Raw genomic sequence first — 17,210 nt, 5'->3', positions numbered from 1 at the left:
AGCTCGCACCCATGCGGCAACGGATTCGTTGGCTTGCTCTACACGGGGTGGTGCGCGGACTTTCCGCGGTGGCGGCGCGACGGGGCGACCCTCAGGGTCGGCTGATCGCCGACCCGCAGGCCCGCGCCGACCCGGGCGCCTTCGCCGATGAGATGCGTGCGATGGGCCCGGTCATCCGGGGCCGCGCGGTACTGCTCACCTTCGACCACGCCGTCGCACACGAGGTGCTGCGGTCCGAGGACTGGCGGGTCAGCTCGCTGGGCATCAACCTGCCCAAGCCGCTGCGCTGGATCGTCGAGCACACCTCCAACGATCTGCTGCACCCGATCGAGCCGCCGTCACTGCTGTCCATCGAACCGCCCGAACACACCCGGATGCGCAAGCTCGTCTCCTCGGTGTTCACCACCCGAGCCGTCGCCCGGCTGCGCGAACGCGTCCAGGAACGCGCCGATCAACTGCTCGACGAACTCGGCGGTGACACCGTCGACGTCGTCGACCGGTACTGCTCGCAGCTGCCGGTCGCGGTCATCGGTGACATCCTCGGGGTCCCGGAACCGGACCGTCCCAACATTCTGCACTTCGGCGAATTGGCCGCACCCAGCCTGGACATCGGGTTGACCTGGGCGCAATCTCAGCAGGTCGACGAGGGTATCGCCGGATTCGACAACTGGTTGGGCGGACACCTGCGCCAGCTGCGCCGCAACCCCGGTGAGGATCTGCTGAGCCAGATCATCGCGGCCTCCGACGGCGGCGCCGCCGGCGAACCGCTGACCGAACGCGAGCTGAAGGCACTGGCCGGGCTGGTGCTGGCGGCGGGCTTCGAGACCACCGTGAACCTCTTGGGCAACGGCATCAGGATGCTGCTGGACCACCCCGAGCACCTGGAGACCCTGGCCGCGCGACCCGAACTGTGGCCCACCGCCGTCGAGGAGATCCTGCGGCTGGATTCGCCGGTGCAGATGAGCGCCCGGATCGCCGGCCGCGACGTCGATCTGGCCGGCACCGCCGTGCGGCGCGGTGAGCTGATCATCCTCCATCTGGCCGGCGCCAACCGCGACCCCGCGGTGTTCGCCGATCCGCACCGCTTCGACATCGAACGCGAGAACGCCGGACGGCACCTGTCGTTCTCCGCGGGCAGGCACTTCTGCCTGGGCGCGGCGCTGGCGCGGGCCGAGGGTGAGGTCGGACTGCAGACGTTCTTCGCGCGGTATCCCGACGCGCGGCTGGCCGGGACCGGCGTGCGGCGGGACACCCGGGTGCTGCGCGGGTGGTCGACCCTGCCGATCGCCCTCGGCGAAGCGCGTCCCGCGCTACGGTCGTAGGTGTGGACTTCCGGGCGGTGCTGCTCGAGCAGACCGAACTCTTCGGCGAGGTGATCCGCCAGGCGGATCCATCGACACCCGTCGGCACCTGTCCGGGCTGGACGCTGAACAAGTTGTTCCGCCATGTGGGTCGCGGAAATCGTTGGTGTGCAACGATAATCAGCGAACGGCTGACTGAACCGCTTGATCCGCGCGACGTTCCGGACGGTAAACCACCCGAGGATCTCGACGCCGCCATCGACTGGTTGAACGCCGGCGCCCAACTGATCCTCGATGCCGTGGACCACGTGGGTTCGCAGAAGGTGTGGACGTTCCTGGGGCCGCGCCCGGCCGGATGGTGGGTGCGCCGTCGCGTACACGAACTGACCGTGCACCGCGCCGATGCCGACCTCGCCGTCGGCGCGGAATTCACCCTGCCCGTCGAACTGGCCGCGGACGGCGTGAGCGAGTGGATCGAGCTGAGCACGGCACGCGGACACGGGCTCGCCCCGGGGCAGCGACTACACCTGCATGCCACCGACGACGGGCTGGGCCCGACGGGGGAGTGGCTGGTGGTCCACGACGAAGACGGCCTGGCCTGGTCGCATGCCCACGCCAAAGGTGATGCCGCCGTGCGAGGTCCCGCACTGAACCTGCTGCTGGCCATCACCCGCCGCCGCACCGACGGTGTCGAAGTCCTCGGTGACACCGCCGTATGGGATGACTGGCTGACCAACACGCCGTTCTAGAGTTGGCGCATGAGTACTTCCGAGATCGCGACCGTCCTCGCCTGGCATGACGCCCTGAACGCCCGGGATTTCGACACGCTGGATCAGTTGTGCAGCGACGACATCGAGTTCGGCGATGCCGGTGGCGCCGCGCAGGGACGCACCGCGTTACGGGACTGGGCGCAGACTCTGGGCGATACGGTGACCGTGGGACGGCTGTACGTGCACGACGGCGTGGTGGTGGCCGAGCAGACCGTCACCGGCGATGACGGCGCGGACGCCGACACCTTCGGCTCGGCCTTCCGGGTGGTGCACGACCACGTCACGTCGGTGTTCCGGCATAGCAGCCTGGACGCGGCGCTGGCGGCGACGGAACTCACCGACGACGATCTGGTCTAGCCGCCCGGCTTCTGGTGCGCCGGTCCCGGCGTCGCCAGCACCGCCGCGATGCCCGTCGTCAACGGCACCGACAGCGCCAGCGCGATCCCACCCACCGCGGACCGGGCGATCTCGATGGCCACGCTCTCACTGGTCAGCACGTCGCCCAGCGAACGGTTGGCCACGCTGAACAACAGCAGCAGGGGTAACGCGCTACCCGCATAGGCCAGCACCAGGGTGTACACGGTGCTGGCGATGTGATCGCGGCCCACCCGCATGGCGCCGGTGAAGATGGCCCGCCGGGAGGTCGCGTGTTCGGCCAGTTCGAAGGCCGTCGACGCCTGGGTGACGGTGACGTCGTTGAGCACACCGAGGGAACCGATGACGAACCCGGCGAGCAGCAGGCCGGTGATCGACACATGTCCCAGATACGCCGCGACCTCGTTGTTCTGGTCCTCCGAGAGCCCGGTCAGCTGGGCCAGTTCGATTGCACCCCAAGACAACACAGCGGCCACGAGGAGTGCGGTCAAGGTCCCCAGCAGGGCCGCGCTGGTGCGCAGGCTGACGCCGTGCGCCAGATAGATGACCGCGTACAGGATGGCCGAGGACGCCACCAGGGCGACCGGAACGGCCGAGGCGCCGTCGCGCAGCGCGGGTAGCAGGAACACCACCAGGACGGCGAACGCGACCACGATGCCGATCAGCGCCCGCAGGCCGCGCCAGCGCGCCACCGCGACGACCACGATGGCGAACGCCGCGGCCAGCCCGACCAGCGCCCAGGTCCGCTCGAAGTCGAAGAAGGCATACGTGGTGGCGCCGGCGTCGTCGACCTGGCGGCTCAGCCGTACGTGATCGCCCGCGGCGAGCTGCGGCTGGCCCGGGCCACCGCTGAACTCCAGCAGGGTGTCGGCGCCGGCATTGGGTCCGGACTCGATCGACACCAGGGAGTGCACGCACCGGCCGCCGCCGTCGGGGGCCTCCTGCGGTGAGCCGGTGAGCACGGCACCGGTGGACGGACTGCCGCAGTTGGCCATCTGAGTGGACAGCACGCGGCCGGCTTCGGTGGTCACCGCGCCGCCGGCCGAATTCTGGAACGGCAGCGGGATATCGACCTTCTGCTGGGTCGGCCACAGCCACACCGCGCCGATGACGGTCGCGATGCCGATGGCCACGAGCAGGCCCACCACGATCCGGGCGGCCAGCGGCCCCAGGGGGGAGGGGCCGTCCAGGGAGTGCGAATGCCCGTGCGAGTGCGTCACCCGCCCAAGGGTAGGCGGTCCGGCTGAGCCGCTACTGGCGGTAGCTCACCAGGAAGTTACCCAACCGCTCGATGGCCTTGGACAGGTCCCGAGCCCAGGGCAGTGTGACGATGCGCAGGTGATCCGGTGTGGGCCAGTTGAATCCGGTGCCCTGGGTGATCAGGATCTTCTCCTGCAGCAGCAGGTCCAAGACCAGCTGCTCGTCGTCGTGGATGTCGTAGACCTCGGGATCCAGCCGCGGGAAGGCGTAGAGGGCACCCTGGGGCTTGACGCAGGACACCCCGGGGATCTCGTTGAGCTTGGTCCATGCGACGTCGCGCTGTTCGAGCAGGCGTCCGCCCGGCAGCACCAGGTCATCGATGCTCTGGTGTCCGCCGAGGGCGACCTGAATGGCATGCTGCGCAGGCACATTCGGGCACAGGCGCATATTGGCCAGCAGGCTGATGCCCTCGATGAAGCTGGTGGCGTGTTCCTTGGGGCCGGTGATGACGAGCCAGCCCGACCGGTAACCGGCGACCCGGTAGGCCTTGGACAGACCGTTGAACGTCAAGCACAGCAGGTCGGGCGCCACGGACGCCATCGCGATGTGCTGGGCGTCGTCGTAGAGGATCTTGTCGTAGATCTCGTCGGCCAGCAGCAGCAACTGGTGCTTGCGGGCGAGATCGGCGATCTGCGTGAGGGTTTCGCGGGTGTACACCGCGCCGGTCGGGTTGTTCGGGTTGATCACCACGATCGCCTTGGTGCGGTCGGTGATCTTGGCTTCCAGATCGGCGATATCGGGATTCCAGCCCTGCGTCTCGTCGCACAGGTAGTGCACCGGGGTACCGCCGGCCAGCGAGGTGGACGCCGTCCACAAGGGGTAGTCCGGCGCGGGGATGAGCACCTGATCGCCGTTGTCCAGCAGGGCCTGCAGCGTCATGGTGATGAGCTCGGAGACACCATTGCCCAGGAAGACATCGTCGACGTCGAACTTCGGGAAGCCGTCGACCAGTTCGTAGCGGGTGAACACCGCGCGCCGCGCACTGGGGATGCCCTTGGAGTCGGAGTAACCCTGGGCGTTGGGCAGAGCCTGGATCATGTCGCGCATGATCACGTCGGGCGCTTCGAAACCGAACGGGGCCGGGTTGCCGATGTTGAGCTTGAGGATGCGGTGACCTTCGGCCTCCAGCCGCGAGGCGTGCTCGTGTACCGGCCCGCGGATCTCGTAGAGGACGTCCTGCAGTTTGGTGGACTGCGCGAACGTCCGCGGCCGCGGGTGTTGCCCGGTGTTCTGCCACGACAGCTGATTGGTGCTCACGCGGCTAATTCTCCCACGGGCCCGCAAACCGATTTTCCGGACAAGGTTGCAATTTGACGTCGGGGTCGAAGTTTTCTGCGTGATCGGTGTTAAGTTCCTGAACCACTATGACGTCGATGACACGTTTGATGGGCACGGCATTCGGGATCACCGCCGCCGCTGCGCTCGCATTTGCTGCGTCCGCGCAGGCCGACCCACCACTGCTCAACGGGACCTATGCGGGCGGCGACGCCGAGAATGTCTGGACCATCGCCAGCACCTGCGGCTTGACCGGCTGTACCGGCTCGGTCGCGAGCAATCAGGGCTGGACCAGCCCCATGACCTTGACGGACGGCCGCTGGAACTTCTCGGTCACCAAACCCGATGGCTTCATTTGCGATGACGGTAGTTACCAGCCGGCCGTCATTTCGATATCGGTCGATCCGGCAACACTGGGCGGAGTGATTTCCGCGGACTCGAATGGCGCCTGCCCGGGCGGCATTCTGAGCCAGACGCCATTCCAATTACGTCAGGTCTGACGTGATTTGTGCACGTTTAGCGGCGGTAACCGCCGCTAAACGTGCACAAATCGCTGAGATTTAGCGCTTGCCGGGGCGGCGTGCGCCCTTGGCGATGCCGAGGCCCTTCACCGGGGCCTCGTCGCCCACCACGCGGTCGTCGTTGCCGGTCGCACCGTTCGACGACGGGGCCGCGGGGGCTTCGGCGACTGGCTCGGGCTCGACCGCCGCAGGCTCGGCCGCCGGAGCGGGCGCAGCCTGGGCGGCGGCCGGGGCCGCCTTCTTGGCGCCGGGACGGCGGGCGCCGGCAGCGAGACCGAGACCGACCACCGGGGGCTCCGGCTTTGCCGGCTCCGCGGGAGCCGCGGGAGCTTCGGCCACGGGCTCAGGTGCCGCCGCAGGTGCGGCCGGAGCCGCCGCCGCAGGCGCCGCCTTCTTGGCGCCGGGTCGCTTGGCCCCACCGGCGATACCCAGACCCTTGACCGGGGCGGCGGGAGCTGCGGCCTCGGCAGCGGGCGCCTCGGCGGACGGGGCGGCAGCAGCGGGAGCGGCCTTCTTGGCGCCGGGTCGCTTGGCCCCACCGGCGATCCCCAGACCCTTGACCGGTGCGGCGGGTGCCGCCTCGGCAGCGGGCGCCGCGGCAGCCGCAGCGGGAGCGGCCTTCTTCGCGCCGGGTCGCTTGGCCCCACCGGCCATACCCAGCCCGGTGACCGGCTTGACGTCGGCGGCAGCGGTCGAAGCGGTGGCGGCTTCTGGCACGGCCTGTTCCACCGCGGGAGCAGCAGCCGCGGCGGTGGCTTGCGCCTTGGCCTCGGCCTCGGCTCGTGCTTCGGCGCGGGCGGCGGACGCCGCGGCGGCCGTGCCCTTCTCGGGCAGCGTGTAGATGCTGGTGTCCAACGAGTTCAGCAGCAGCTGAGCGACGTCGAGCACCTCGACCTTTTCGATGTCCCGGGACGCGGCGACATCGTCGACACCGTCGGTCATCATCACGCGGCAGAACGGGCAACCGGTGGCGATCGCCGAGGCGCCGGTGTCGATGGCTTCCTCGGTGCGCTCGGTGTTGACGCGCTTGCCGATGTGCTCTTCCATCCACATCCGGGCGCCACCGGCACCACAGCACAGGCCGCGATCGGCGTGCCGGGGCATCTCGGTGAGCTTCGCGCCGGCGGCACCGACCAGCTCACGCGGTGCCTCGTACTCCTTGTTGTGCCGACCCAGGAAGCACGGGTCGTGGTAGGTGACCTCTTGGTCGACGGAGGTCACCGGGATCAGCTTCTTGTCCCGGACCAGGCGGTTGAGCAGCTGGGTGTGGTGCACGACGGTGTAGTCGGAACCGAGCTGCGGGTACTCGCGGTTGATCGTGTTGTAGCAGTGCGGGCAGGTCACCACGACCTTGCGCTTGGCCGTCTCGACACCCTCGAACAGCTCGTTGATGGTCTCGACGTTCTGCGCCGCGAGTTGCTGGAACAGGAACTCGTTACCGGCGCGCCGCGCCGAGTCGCCGGTGCAGGTCTCGCCGGTGCCGAGCACCAGGTACTTGACGCCCGCGGTGGCGAGCAGTTCGGCGACGGCCTTGGTGGTCTTCTTCGCGCGGTCCTCGTAGGCGCCGGCGCAGCCGACCCAGAACAGGTACTCGAAGCCCTCGAAGGAGTCCACGTCCTGGCCGTAGACGGGGACGTCGAAGTCGACCTCGTCGATCCAGTTGGTGCGGTCCTTGGCGTTCTGGCCCCAGGGGTTGCCCTTGTTCTCCAGGTTCTTGAACAGCACGCCGAGCTCACCGGGGAACTCCGACTCGACCATCACCTGGTAGCGGCGCATATCGACGATGTGGTCGATGTGCTCGATATCGACCGGGCACTGCTCGACGCAGGCACCGCAGTTGGTGCAGGACCACAGCACGTCGGGGTCGATGACGCCGCCCTGTTCCAGGGTGCCGACCAGGGGGCGCAGCGCCTGCTCGGGGCCGTGGCCCTCGATGCGCTCGTAGCCCGATTCCGGGACGTGGTGCCCGTTCTCGTGATGGTGCTCCAGCGCCGCGAAGTCGACGGAGCCTTCTTCGGGGAACGGCTTGCCCTCGATCAGGTAGGGCGCCTTGGCGAACATGTGGTCGCGCAGGTTCATGATCACGAGCTTGGGCGACAGCGGCTTACCGGTGTTCCACGCCGGGCACTGGGACTGGCAGCGGCCGCACTCGGTACAGGTGGTGAAGTCGAGGTAGCCCTTCCAGGTGAAGTCCTCGATCTTGCCGCGACCGAAGACGGCGTCCTCGGCGGGATCATCGAAGTCGATCAACTCGCCCTTGTGCTCCATGGGCAGCAGCGGACCCAGACCATCGGGCAGGCGCTTGAAGGTGACGTTGATCGGGGCCAGGCCGATGTGCAGGTGCTTGGAGTGCAGCACGATCAGCAGGAACACCAGCATGACGCCGATATGGCCCATCAGTGCGATGGTCTCGATCCAGGCGTTCGCGGTGTGGCCCAGCGGGGCCAGCAGGGCGGCCATGCCGTCGGAGAAGAACGCGCCGAACTGGTACGGGAAGTCCTCGCCGAGCACGTTGACCGCGGCGCCGCGGAAGATGGCGTAGGTCAGGATGACCAGGAAGATCATGAAGAGGATCTCCCACGCACCACCGGTGTGCGAGCCGTAGAAGCGGGACTCGCGACCGAGCTTCTTGGGTTCGCGGGTGACCCGGATGATGGCGAAGACGATGATGCCGGCCAGCACGGCGAGGGCGAAGAAGTCCTGCAGGAAGCCCAGGACCGCCCAGCGGCCGACGATCGGGATGTGGAATTCGGGGTCGAACAGGACGCCGTAGGCCTCGACGTACACCGAGCCGAGGACGAAGAAGCCCCACATCGTGAAGAAGTGCGCGATACCGGGGATCGACCACTTCAGCAGCTTCGACTGGGCGAAGACTTCCTTGTTCTGGTTGAGGAAGCGCCGGACCAGATGGTCCTTGCGGCCGCGCTCGTCGCCGACCTTCTGGCCCGAGTTGATCAGCTTCGTCAGCCACAGCACGCGCCTGGCGGCGAACACCAAGACGATCGCGGTCATCAACAAACCAAGGATCAACCGCCCCGTCGTGAGCATGTGCTCCAGGCTGTCTTCCACCGCGGGCCTCCCGTAATTTAAGTTACTCATTGGTAACTTAAGGTGTGTTACTCGCCAGTAACTTAGGCTAGATGCCTGCTCATAGTTGCATCCGGCCGGGAAGCGCCGCTAGCAAGGCTGACCTAACTCACTCTTTGTCACCCGGCGGAGCCCCGCGACGGGACCCGGCGACCTGGGTCCGCCGGTACCGGAAAAGTCTTGGTGACACTGGCCGATGGCTGTGTAACGGCATTGCGGTCCGTATCCGGCAAACGCCAGATGTGGTGGTCACCACAGTCGCGTCTCAGGCCGGCGTGCCCACCAGCGCCCGCAACATGGACAGCATTTCCGACCGCGATTCGGCGCCCAGCCGGCGGCGGATGCGGGCGACGTGGTGTTCGACGGTCTTGGCGGAGATCAGCAGCTGATTGCCGATATCGCGGTAGGGCATCCCCTGCAGCACCAGCTCGGCGACCTCACGTTCCCGGTCGGACAACCGGGCCCAGGTCGGCGTCGAGGTGGCCGGTTCGGCGGCGGCGCGGGCCGGTGCACTGGGCACGTCCCGGTCGGCCGTCTCGGCATTCTGGATATCGGATTTGAGATCGCGGGCCAGCGCCAGCATGGCACCGGACACCTTCCCGTCCGGGGTGTGCAGTGCGGCCTGGCTCGCGAGTCGGGTGGCATCCCAGGTCAGGCCGAACCGGGTCAACCCGCGCGCCGCGACGGCCACCTCCTCGGGATCGACCTGGTGGGCCAGCACGCGTAACCAGGTGCGGCCCGCGGTGGCCAGGCTGCGGGCGAACGGACTCTGCCCGGCCGCGGCGGCCAGTGCCTGACCGTGCGGGGCGACGGCGTCGGGGGAGTTGGCCAGGATCCCGGCGTGCACGCCGGCCCAATGCAGTGGCACCGACCAGAGCACCGGGTCGCCGAGCGCGCTCAACAGGGCGAACGCCTCGTCGATATGGTGCTGGACCCGGTCGACCTGGCGCAGTCGGGCCGCCGCCACCCAGAGTTCCCCGAGTGGCAGCGCGCAATAGATGTCGAGGGAGTATTCGGCCAGCACGTCCACGGCGGCGTACCAGTACTTCTGCGTCGCCCCGCCGTCACCTCCGCGGCGGGCGATCGCCGTGCGCAGTGCCGCCGACCACAGCGCGTCGCGACGATGCAGCGACGACGGCACCGACGCGGCATCCGCGCTCGCCGCACTCAGCTGACCGTCCAGCATGCGCACCCAGCCCAGCAGCAGTCGGTGTCGGGGCCCGGTGAAGCCGTGATCGTCGGACGCGTCGGCACCGACGGCTCGTCCGATGATGCTGCGGGCCCGCACCGCGTCACCTCCGTGCAGGGCGGCCAGGGTGACGAGCGCGGCGGGACTGTCCGGGCCGACGCCGGTGTCGGTGCGTTCGGCCGTGATCGACTGGCTCAACCGCCCGATCGCGGCGGCGAACGGCTGATCCAGGGTCTGCAGCAGACCGTCGGCCAGGTTGCGTGCCGCGCGCGCAGTCGAGGTGGGCGGCCCGGAATCCGGCACGGCGAGCGCGGCTCGGGCCGCCTCGGCGTTGCCGACCCCGATGGCCACGATCGCCGCGGCCGATCCGACGAAGGCGTCAGGATAGGGCCCCAGCCAGGCGAACAGATCGGCGGCCTGCCCCGCGGCGCCGTCGTGGACGGCGACACTGGCGGCGATCCGGACCGCGGCCGCGCGTTCGGCCGGATCTGCCGAACCGAGCAGCCCGTCGGCCAACCGGGCCGCCGTCGCACAGTCACCCGTCATCGCCAGGGCGTCGGCCAATCCGGCGCTGTGCGCGCCCGGTCCCGCACCGGCGTCGGCGGCTGCCCGGTACAGCCGGGCCGCGCGTGCGGGCTGGGCACGGTTCGCCGTGGCCAGGGTGATCAGCGTGTCGGCGAGCAGGGCGTCCCGCATTCCGTGCTCGGCCATCCTGAGTGCGAGATCTGTGGAGAGCAAGCCGATTTCGGTTTGCGATCGGAGCAGGGCGAGTTCGGTGTCGTGATGCCGGGCAGCCCCGAGGATCTCGGCGACCGCACGGTGCAGGATGCCCAGGAACGGCCGGCGGTGGGCGGCGTCGAGGAGCCCGGTGGCCCGCGCGCGGTCCATCAGATCCTGTGCGCTGTCGGCGTCGACCCGCAGCGCGGCGGCGATATCGTCGGCGCCCAGTCCGGGGCTCAGGGAGCAGAGCAACAGGGTGTCCAGCACCGCCCGGTCGAGGCGGTGCAGTCGCTCCACGAGCGCGACCCGGGTAGCGGTGCCGATGACCGTGACCGCGGATTCCCCGTCGGGCGCACCGATGGCCTCCGGGATGGCCCGCGCCGCCCGGCCCACCAGAAACGGCAGGCCGGAGGTGGCCGCCTGCACGGTGCGCACCAATTCGTATGGGACACCGGTAAATTCGGTGGGCGCCAGGGCACCGAGGGTGAGCACCGGGTTCTCCCGGGCCAGGGCGGTGAACAGGCCGCCCAGGGCGGGACGGTGTGCCAGCGGTTCGGCGGCGACCACCACGGTGAGCTCGGGCCGGGCGACCAGCGCGGTGAGCCGGGCCAGGTCTGCGTCGTCGAGCAGCTGGGCATCGTCGATGACGATTGCGGCACTGCCGATTTCGGATCCGGCGGGTACCGACGAGGACACCGCCCGGCCGGCTCCGCGCAGCGCGGTGCGTACGGCGTTGATCCGCGTGGTCTTGCCGGTGCCGATACCCCCGGACACCAGGACCTTGGCCGGTTCGGTCGGTGCGTCGATCAGGGTGGCGAGCGGGTCACCCGGCCGGCCCCCGTCGCTGCGCTCGCCCAGGCCCACGGGCGCGCGCTATTCGTTACCGGACACGACGACCGTCGTCTGCGGCGCCTGGGTGACGGTGGCCGCCGCGGCGGCCGTCGTGGTGACGGGCTCGGGCGCCTTGGTCGTCGTCGGCGGCGCGGCCGAGGTGGTCGGCGGTTTCGTCGTGGTGGTGGTCGGGGGCTGGGTGGTGGTGGTCGTCGTGGTGGGCGGGGTGGTCGTGGTGGTGGTGGTCGTGGTCGTGGTGGTTGTCGTCGTCGTGGTGGTGGTCGTGGTCGAGCTGGTGGTCGACGGTGTCGTCGTCGTCGTGGTGGTGGTGCTCACCGGGGGCGGCGGAGGTACCTCGGAGGTGGTGACGATGCCGTCGGAACCGGTGACCGTCACCGTCTCCGTCGTCAGCGGGGCTGCGGTGCTCTCACCGGGCTGGGTGGAGAAACTCGTCGCCGTCTCGATCACCGTCCCGCCGGGACCGCTGGTGCCGGTCAGGGTGACCGCGAGGCCACCGCCGGCCAGCAGTACCGCCGCGGCAGCCGCGCCGAACAGCAGCGGCGGCCGCTTGTACCAGGGCAGGGGTGCCGCCTCGCCCTGGAGTTCCTCCTCCTGCGGGGTGAAGGCCACCTCGGGACGGGCGCTGCTGAACCCGGTGTCGTAATCCGGGCCCTCGTAGGGCAGGGGTTCACCGGTCGGAAGCGGGTTGTCCTCCGACCACGCCAAACCCGGGGCGGCCGCAGTCGGCGGCGCCGCGGCTCCGGCTCCGGCCCACCCCATGGTCGGGGCCAGGCCGGTCGGCGCGGCATCCGGGCTTGCCGCCGGCGCCAAACCCGTCGCGGCCGCGGCCTCGGAGGCCAGACCGGCCACCAGGGCCGCGCCCACGGCCGTGTTGACCTGGGCGTAGGGGGTGGTGATCACCGGCGCCTGCAACCGCTCGGACAGCCGCTGCGTCACCAGCGGGATCGCCGCGCCCCCACCGACAGTGGCGATGGCCGACACGCTGGAGACGGGAATTCTGTTGTGCTGTAAGACTTCGTCGATGGCACCGAGCAGGCCGGCCAGCGGGGCTTCGATCACCTGATCCAGCTCGGCGCGGGTGACCCGGATATCGGAGGTGTAGCCGGGTAACTCGGCCCGCACCACCGCGGTGGTCTCGGCGGACAGCCGCTCCTTGGCCCGGCGGCACTCATCGCGCAGCCTGCCGAGCGAACCGACCGCCGCGGTGCTGCCCGGGTCGGTGTTGTTGGCCTCGGCGATGCCGGCAAGGACGTGGTTCAGGAGCGCTTGGTCGATCTGATCCCCGGAGAAGTCCGGATAGCGCTGGGTGGCGCCGATGGGCGCCAGATTCCCGCCCGCGTCGGCCAGCGTGATGCTGGTGCCGCTGCCGCCGAGATCGATCAGGGCGACAACACCCTGGGCGGGCAGACCGGGGCCGCTGCGCAGGCCGGCCAGGGCCGCGAGCGAATCCGGCACCAGGGTCGCCGACGACAGGCCGGGCTTGGCGCGCAGGGCGATCTGCAGGGCGGATACCGCGGCCGGGCTCCAGTGCGCGGGCACGGCGATGGTGATGGGCTGGCCACCGCCGACGGTATGGGCCATCGCGTCCAGCGCCTCGGCGAGCACCTGGTCGCCAGGGTGTGACGAACCGTCGGAGGCCACCAGGGGGATGGGATCGCCCACGCGGTCCACGAACCCGCCCAGCACCAGACCCGGCTGGTTCAGTCCGCTGTTTACCCCGGTATTTTCTGAGGGCAGCCCGACCTCGGCTGGGCGGTCGTTGAACAGGGTCAGCACCGCGCGCCGCACGACCGGCGGCCGGCCTTCGCGGGCCGCCACCAGATTGGTTGTCCCTATCGACAACCCGAGCGAGTCGCCCATGTGATCTCCTGTCGACAGCCGTGACGCCCTCACCTTAGTGGTAGCCGAGACCGGTACGCGTCAATCCCCCTAACGTGTCGAAACCCCTAATGGGGCATCCCCTAACCCGGGCGTCGTCGCGGTGGGTTCGACACCGATTTGCGCCTCGACGTGCACCGATAACATCGAGGGAACTCACAGAAAGGACGGTGGCACGATGGCCAATGAACTGCTGGACTTCGTCATGTCGCTGGTGCGGGATCCCGACGCGGCCGCGCGCTACGCCGCGGATCCGAATCAGGCCATCGCGGACGCGCACCTGACCGATGTCACCACCGCCGATGTCAACCACCTGATCCCGGTGGTCAGCGAGTCGCTGTCCTCGCCTGTGTCGACCGGCGGCGCCGACCTGGGGTTCGACCCCGGCGGCAGCGTCTGGACCAGTGGAGCCGCGACGGCAGCCTTCGACTCCTTCGGTGACTTCGGTGGCGTGAGCGATCACGTGCCCGTGGTGGTCACCGACGATCTGCACACGGCGGTGAACTCGCTGCCGGATGCCTTCGAGCGCAGCGTGCCCACCGTGGTCGATGACTACTCCGCCGACGTCCCGACCTTTGCTGTGGATCCGCACCCGATCGACGACGTGCCGGTCGTCGACACCGGCCTGGACACCCACTGGAACCAGACCACCGACAGTGATCACCACCTGCCGGTCGATGACGGTGGTTTCGACATCTTCGGCTGACCTGCCCAGAAATGCCCGCTCACCTGCAAGGGAGCGGGCTTTTTTGTGTCCGGGAGCGGTTGTCCCCCGTCATCCCCTAACCCCCTAATGGGCATACCCCCTATACCCCCGATGGGGGTTGTGAAGGCAGGGGTTTCGACCCCGTTTCCGTCGTCGCTCGCCACCCATAACGTTGTCTTCAGTTCGCCGGACCACCCGGAAACAGACCAGAAGCACCTACCGAAGCGCCACCCAGAAAGTCACTCAGAAAGGCACTCCCATGACCACGATCATCGACTACATCCTCGACCTGTTCCGCAGCCCCGACATCGCGGCCGCCTTCGTCGCCGACCCCGACCAGGCGATGCGGGACGCGGGCCTGCCGAACGTCAGCGCCGCCCAGCTCGCCTCGGTCGCCGCCAGCGTGGCACCGGCCGGCGTCGCACTCGGCAACGGCGACCCCGTGTACGGGCTGCAGAACGCGGTGTCCAGCTACCACAACTTCGCCTCCCCGTTCTCGCCGCAGACCTCCTACACCTCGCAGCCGACGTTCGCGCCACAGACCGACTTCGCCAGCCACAACAGCACCGATTTCGCCAGCCACAACAACGTGCCGGTGCTCAGCCCGAACCAGGACGCCGGCGCCAACGCCCAGCAGGGCGCGTTCAACCTCGGCTTCGGTGACATCACCCTGTTCGGCAGCAAGACCACCACGACGACCACCGCCACCAACGGCGGTGTGGTGGTCGACGGCGAGAACAACGGCACCGTCACCACCGGCCACGACAACACCGTCGGCGACGGCAACACCAACGTCCACGACGTGCTGACCGGAAGCCACTCGCCGGTGATCGTCGGGGCCGGCAACCAGGTCCACGACAGCTCGCAGACCGCCGGCGGCGACGTCATCTCGCACAACAGCGGGCCCGTCATCAAGGACGTCGACACCAGCGGCGGCAACGGTGGCGGCGCCAGCGCCGGCGGCGGCATCCTGGGCGGCGGGCACGCCAGCGGCGGTAGCGGCGGTAGCGGCGGCAGCGGTGGCAGCATCGTCATCAACGACAGCCACGGCTCGACCAACACCACCTCCGTCGGCGGCAGCCAGACCACGGTCGGACACGACCTGGGCAGCGGGAACACCAGTGTGGTGGACACCTCGAGCCACACGACGACCACCACCTCGGTCAGCGGACACTCGACGATCGACAGCTCGGTGCACGCCGACAGCTCGGTCCACGAGGACAGCTCCGTGCACACCACGGTGACCGACGAGTCGGTGCACCAGGCCGGCGGTATCAACACCTACGCCGATACCGACCTGCACAACACCACGAACATCGAGCCGCACACCGATTTCCACGCGTTCTGATCGACACCCGATTGGCGGGGACCACAAGGTCCCCGCCAATCGGCGCGCATGGGAGTTTGATGGTCTGGAGAGGACGAGATGACAGCACCGCAGGATCACAAGGTCGCGGCCGGCAGGCCGGCCAGGCCTGTCGACGTGATCGTCGAACTCATCGACCACAGCTCCCGGATCGCCGGCGCGCACGACCGCGCCGACCTGGTGGAGCGCCTCGGCATCGCCAAGGACAGGATCACCGACCCACAGATCCGGGTGGTCATCGCCGGCCAGCTCAAGCAGGGCAAGAGCCAGCTGCTCAACTCACTGCTGAACATGCCGGTGGCGCGGGTCGGCGATGACGAGAGCACGGTGCTGGCCACCGTGGTGCACTACGCCGAGACCGCGTCGGCCCGGCTGGCGGTCGCCGGGCCCGACGGCGAACCGGAATTCGTCGATATCGATATGTCGGAGCTGCGCAACGATCTGCGCCAGGCCCCGGCGGCGCAGGGCCGTGAGGTGTTGCGTGTCGAGGTCGGGGTGCCCAGCCCGATGCTCAAGAACGGTCTGACCTTCATCGACACCCCCGGCGTCGGCGGCCACGGCCAACCGCACCTGTCGGCCACCCTGGGACTGCTACCCGAGGCGGATGCGCTACTGATGGTGAGCGACACCAGCCAGGAATTCACCGAGCCCGAACTGACCTTCATCCGGCAGGCCGTCGAAATATGCCCGTTGACAACAATTCTGGCCACCAAGATCGACCTGTACCCGCACTGGCGGGAGATCGTCGCGGCGAACGCCGCCCATCTGCAGCGCGCCGGCCTCAGCACGCCGATCACTCCGGTGAGCTCGGTGCTGCGCAGCCACGCCATCACGCTCAACGACAAGGACCTCAACGAGGAGTCCAACTTCCCGGCACTGGTCACCTTCCTCGGCGACAAGGTGTTGTCCCGTGAGACCGATCGCGTCCGCGATCACGTGATCGACGAGATTCGCGCCGCGGCAGATCATCTCGCACTCGTGGCCGAAGCCGAACTGTCAGCGCTCAACGATCCCGACACCCGCGAGAAGCTCACCGCCGACCTCGAACGGCGCAAGCAGGAAGCTCAGGACGCGCTGGCCCAGACCGCGTTGTGGCAGCAGGTGCTCAACGACGGGATCGCCGACCTGACCGCCGATATCGATCACGATCTGCGGAACAGGTTCCGGCACATCACCGCCCACACCGAAGGCGTGATCGACGGCTGTGACCCCACCCAGCACTGGGCCGAGATCGGCGCCGAACTGGAGAACGCCATCGCCACCGCCGTGGGCGACAACTTCGTCTGGGCCTTCCAGCGGGCCGAGGCGCTGGCCGCCGAGGTGGCCCGGACCTTCATCGAGGCGGGCCTGGATGTCATCGAGGCGCCGCACGTCAGCGCGCGTGAGATGGGCGCCAGTCTGGGCGAGTTCAAGGCACTTGCGCGGTTGGACGCCAAACCGATCAAAGCCGGCCACAAGGTGGTCACCGGGATGCGCGGGTCCTACGGCGGTGTGTTGATGTTCGGCATGCTGACCTCGTTCGCGGGCCTGGGCATGTTCAACCCGTTGTCGCTGGGTGCGGGACTTCTGTTGGGGCGCAAGGCCTACAAGGAGGATATGGAGAACCGGATGTCGCGGGTCCGCAACGAAGCCAAGACCAGCATGCGCCGGTTCATCGACGACGTGTCGTTCGTGGTCAACAAAGAGTCTCGAGATCGGCTGCGCGCCATCCAGCGTCAGCTGCGCGACCACTACCGGGGTATCGCCAACCAGGCGTCGCGCTCGCTCAACGAGTCACTGCAGGCCACCCTGACATCGGCCAAGCTGGAAGAGAACGAGCGCAACACCCGCATCAACGAGCTGGAGCGCGAGCTCAACATCCTGCGGCAGGTCATCGACAACGCGGACAAACTGTCCGTGGCAGGTTGACC

Annotated in this window: 12 protein-coding genes; 7 read left to right on the top strand and 5 right to left on the bottom strand. The window is 68.7% G+C overall.

Annotated elements, in window-relative coordinates; genetic code table 11:
* Positions 1-11 precede the first annotated feature (11 nt).
* From H7J86_RS11530 to H7J86_RS11520, 3 genes are read left to right on the top strand one after another with little or no spacing between them, the layout of a single operon-like run.
* Positions 12-1,322: a cytochrome P450 gene (locus H7J86_RS11530; RefSeq protein ID WP_267291034.1), complete on the top strand. Its 1,311-nt coding sequence runs from the start codon at positions 12-14 to the stop codon at positions 1,320-1,322.
* 2 nt (positions 1,323-1,324) lie between these two features.
* A complete protein-coding gene (locus H7J86_RS11525; RefSeq protein WP_267291032.1) occupies positions 1,325-2,050 on the top strand; it encodes a maleylpyruvate isomerase family mycothiol-dependent enzyme in 726 nt (241 codons plus the stop codon).
* Positions 2,051-2,059: 9 nt separating this feature from the next.
* Entirely contained in the window at positions 2,060-2,428 is a 369-nt protein-coding gene (locus H7J86_RS11520) for a nuclear transport factor 2 family protein (RefSeq protein ID WP_267291030.1), read from the top strand.
* Here H7J86_RS11520 and H7J86_RS11515 read toward each other — a convergent pair.
* Positions 2,425-3,666: a YibE/F family protein gene (locus H7J86_RS11515; protein ID WP_090358614.1), complete on the bottom strand. Its 1,242-nt coding sequence runs from the start codon at positions 3,664-3,666 to the stop codon at positions 2,425-2,427. The genes H7J86_RS11520 and H7J86_RS11515 overlap by 4 nt on opposite strands.
* Before the next feature lie 31 nt (positions 3,667-3,697).
* Positions 3,698-4,990 (bottom strand): pyridoxal phosphate-dependent aminotransferase, encoded by a 1,293-nt coding sequence (locus tag H7J86_RS11510; RefSeq protein WP_170847278.1) that lies wholly within the window; start codon positions 4,988-4,990, stop codon positions 3,698-3,700.
* Positions 4,991-5,079: 89 nt separating this feature from the next.
* Between H7J86_RS11510 and H7J86_RS11505 the strand changes: the two genes are divergently transcribed.
* Positions 5,080-5,481 carry a hypothetical protein gene (locus H7J86_RS11505; RefSeq protein ID WP_235632891.1) on the top strand — a complete coding sequence of 134 codons (402 nt, stop codon included), beginning with the start codon at positions 5,080-5,082 and terminating at the stop codon, positions 5,479-5,481.
* 60 nt (positions 5,482-5,541) lie between these two features.
* Here the strand turns inward: H7J86_RS11505 and H7J86_RS11500 are convergent, their stop codons facing one another.
* The 3 genes from H7J86_RS11500 to H7J86_RS11490 all read right to left on the bottom strand — a co-directional run bounded on the left by H7J86_RS11500 (position 5,542) and on the right by H7J86_RS11490 (position 13,210).
* A complete protein-coding gene (locus tag H7J86_RS11500; RefSeq protein ID WP_267292875.1) occupies positions 5,542-8,550 on the bottom strand; it encodes a heterodisulfide reductase-related iron-sulfur binding cluster in 3,009 nt (1,002 codons plus the stop codon).
* A gap of 304 nt (positions 8,551-8,854) precedes the next feature.
* A complete protein-coding gene (gene iniR / locus H7J86_RS11495; protein ID WP_372517257.1) occupies positions 8,855-11,362 on the bottom strand; it encodes an isoniazid response ATPase/transcriptional regulator IniR in 2,508 nt (835 codons plus the stop codon).
* Positions 11,363-11,371: 9 nt separating this feature from the next.
* Positions 11,372-13,210 carry an Hsp70 family protein gene (locus H7J86_RS11490; protein ID WP_267291028.1) on the bottom strand — a complete coding sequence of 613 codons (1,839 nt, stop codon included), beginning with the start codon at positions 13,208-13,210 and terminating at the stop codon, positions 11,372-11,374.
* A 196-nt stretch (positions 13,211-13,406) separates the two neighbouring features.
* Here H7J86_RS11490 and H7J86_RS11485 point away from each other — a divergent pair, with 196 nt between their 5' ends.
* The 3 genes from H7J86_RS11485 to H7J86_RS11475 all read left to right on the top strand — a co-directional run bounded on the left by H7J86_RS11485 (position 13,407) and on the right by H7J86_RS11475 (position 17,208).
* The gene (locus tag H7J86_RS11485; RefSeq protein ID WP_267291026.1) at positions 13,407-13,934 is read left to right on the top strand and encodes an Rv0340 family IniB-related protein; all 528 of its coding nucleotides are present in this window, start codon (positions 13,407-13,409) and stop codon (positions 13,932-13,934) included.
* A 259-nt stretch (positions 13,935-14,193) separates the two neighbouring features.
* Positions 14,194-15,282 carry an IniB N-terminal domain-containing protein gene (locus H7J86_RS11480; protein WP_267291024.1) on the top strand — a complete coding sequence of 363 codons (1,089 nt, stop codon included), beginning with the start codon at positions 14,194-14,196 and terminating at the stop codon, positions 15,280-15,282.
* Between the two features lie 78 nt (positions 15,283-15,360).
* The gene (locus tag H7J86_RS11475) at positions 15,361-17,208 is read left to right on the top strand and encodes a dynamin family protein (protein ID WP_187098080.1); all 1,848 of its coding nucleotides are present in this window, start codon (positions 15,361-15,363) and stop codon (positions 17,206-17,208) included.
* The last annotated feature ends 2 nt before the right edge of the window (positions 17,209-17,210 follow it).

The sequence above is a fragment of the Mycobacterium hackensackense genome (genome assembly GCF_025822555.1).
GTDB lineage: Bacteria > Actinomycetota > Actinomycetes > Mycobacteriales > Mycobacteriaceae > Mycobacterium > Mycobacterium fluoranthenivorans.
Note: the sequence above shows the minus strand (reverse complement) of the source record. Positions and strands in the feature narration are given on the sequence as shown.

Excerpts from the sequence above, each read along its gene's own strand:
- H7J86_RS11475 (WP_187098080.1), top strand. The coding sequence starts at position 15,361 with ATGACAGCACCGCAGGATCACAAGGTCGCGGCCGGCAGGCCGGCCAGG.
- H7J86_RS11505 (WP_235632891.1), top strand. The coding sequence starts at position 5,080 with ATGACACGTTTGATGGGCACGGCATTCGGGATCACCGCCGCCGCTGCG.
- H7J86_RS11520 (WP_267291030.1), top strand. The coding sequence starts at position 2,060 with ATGAGTACTTCCGAGATCGCGACCGTCCTCGCCTGGCATGACGCCCTG.
- H7J86_RS11490 (WP_267291028.1), bottom strand. The coding sequence starts at position 13,210 with ATGGGCGACTCGCTCGGGTTGTCGATAGGGACAACCAATCTGGTGGCG.
- H7J86_RS11530 (WP_267291034.1), top strand. The coding sequence starts at position 12 with ATGCGGCAACGGATTCGTTGGCTTGCTCTACACGGGGTGGTGCGCGGA.
- H7J86_RS11500 (WP_267292875.1), bottom strand. The coding sequence starts at position 8,550 with ATGCTCACGACGGGGCGGTTGATCCTTGGTTTGTTGATGACCGCGATC.
- H7J86_RS11480 (WP_267291024.1), top strand. The coding sequence starts at position 14,194 with ATGACCACGATCATCGACTACATCCTCGACCTGTTCCGCAGCCCCGAC.
- H7J86_RS11485 (WP_267291026.1), top strand. The coding sequence starts at position 13,407 with ATGGCCAATGAACTGCTGGACTTCGTCATGTCGCTGGTGCGGGATCCC.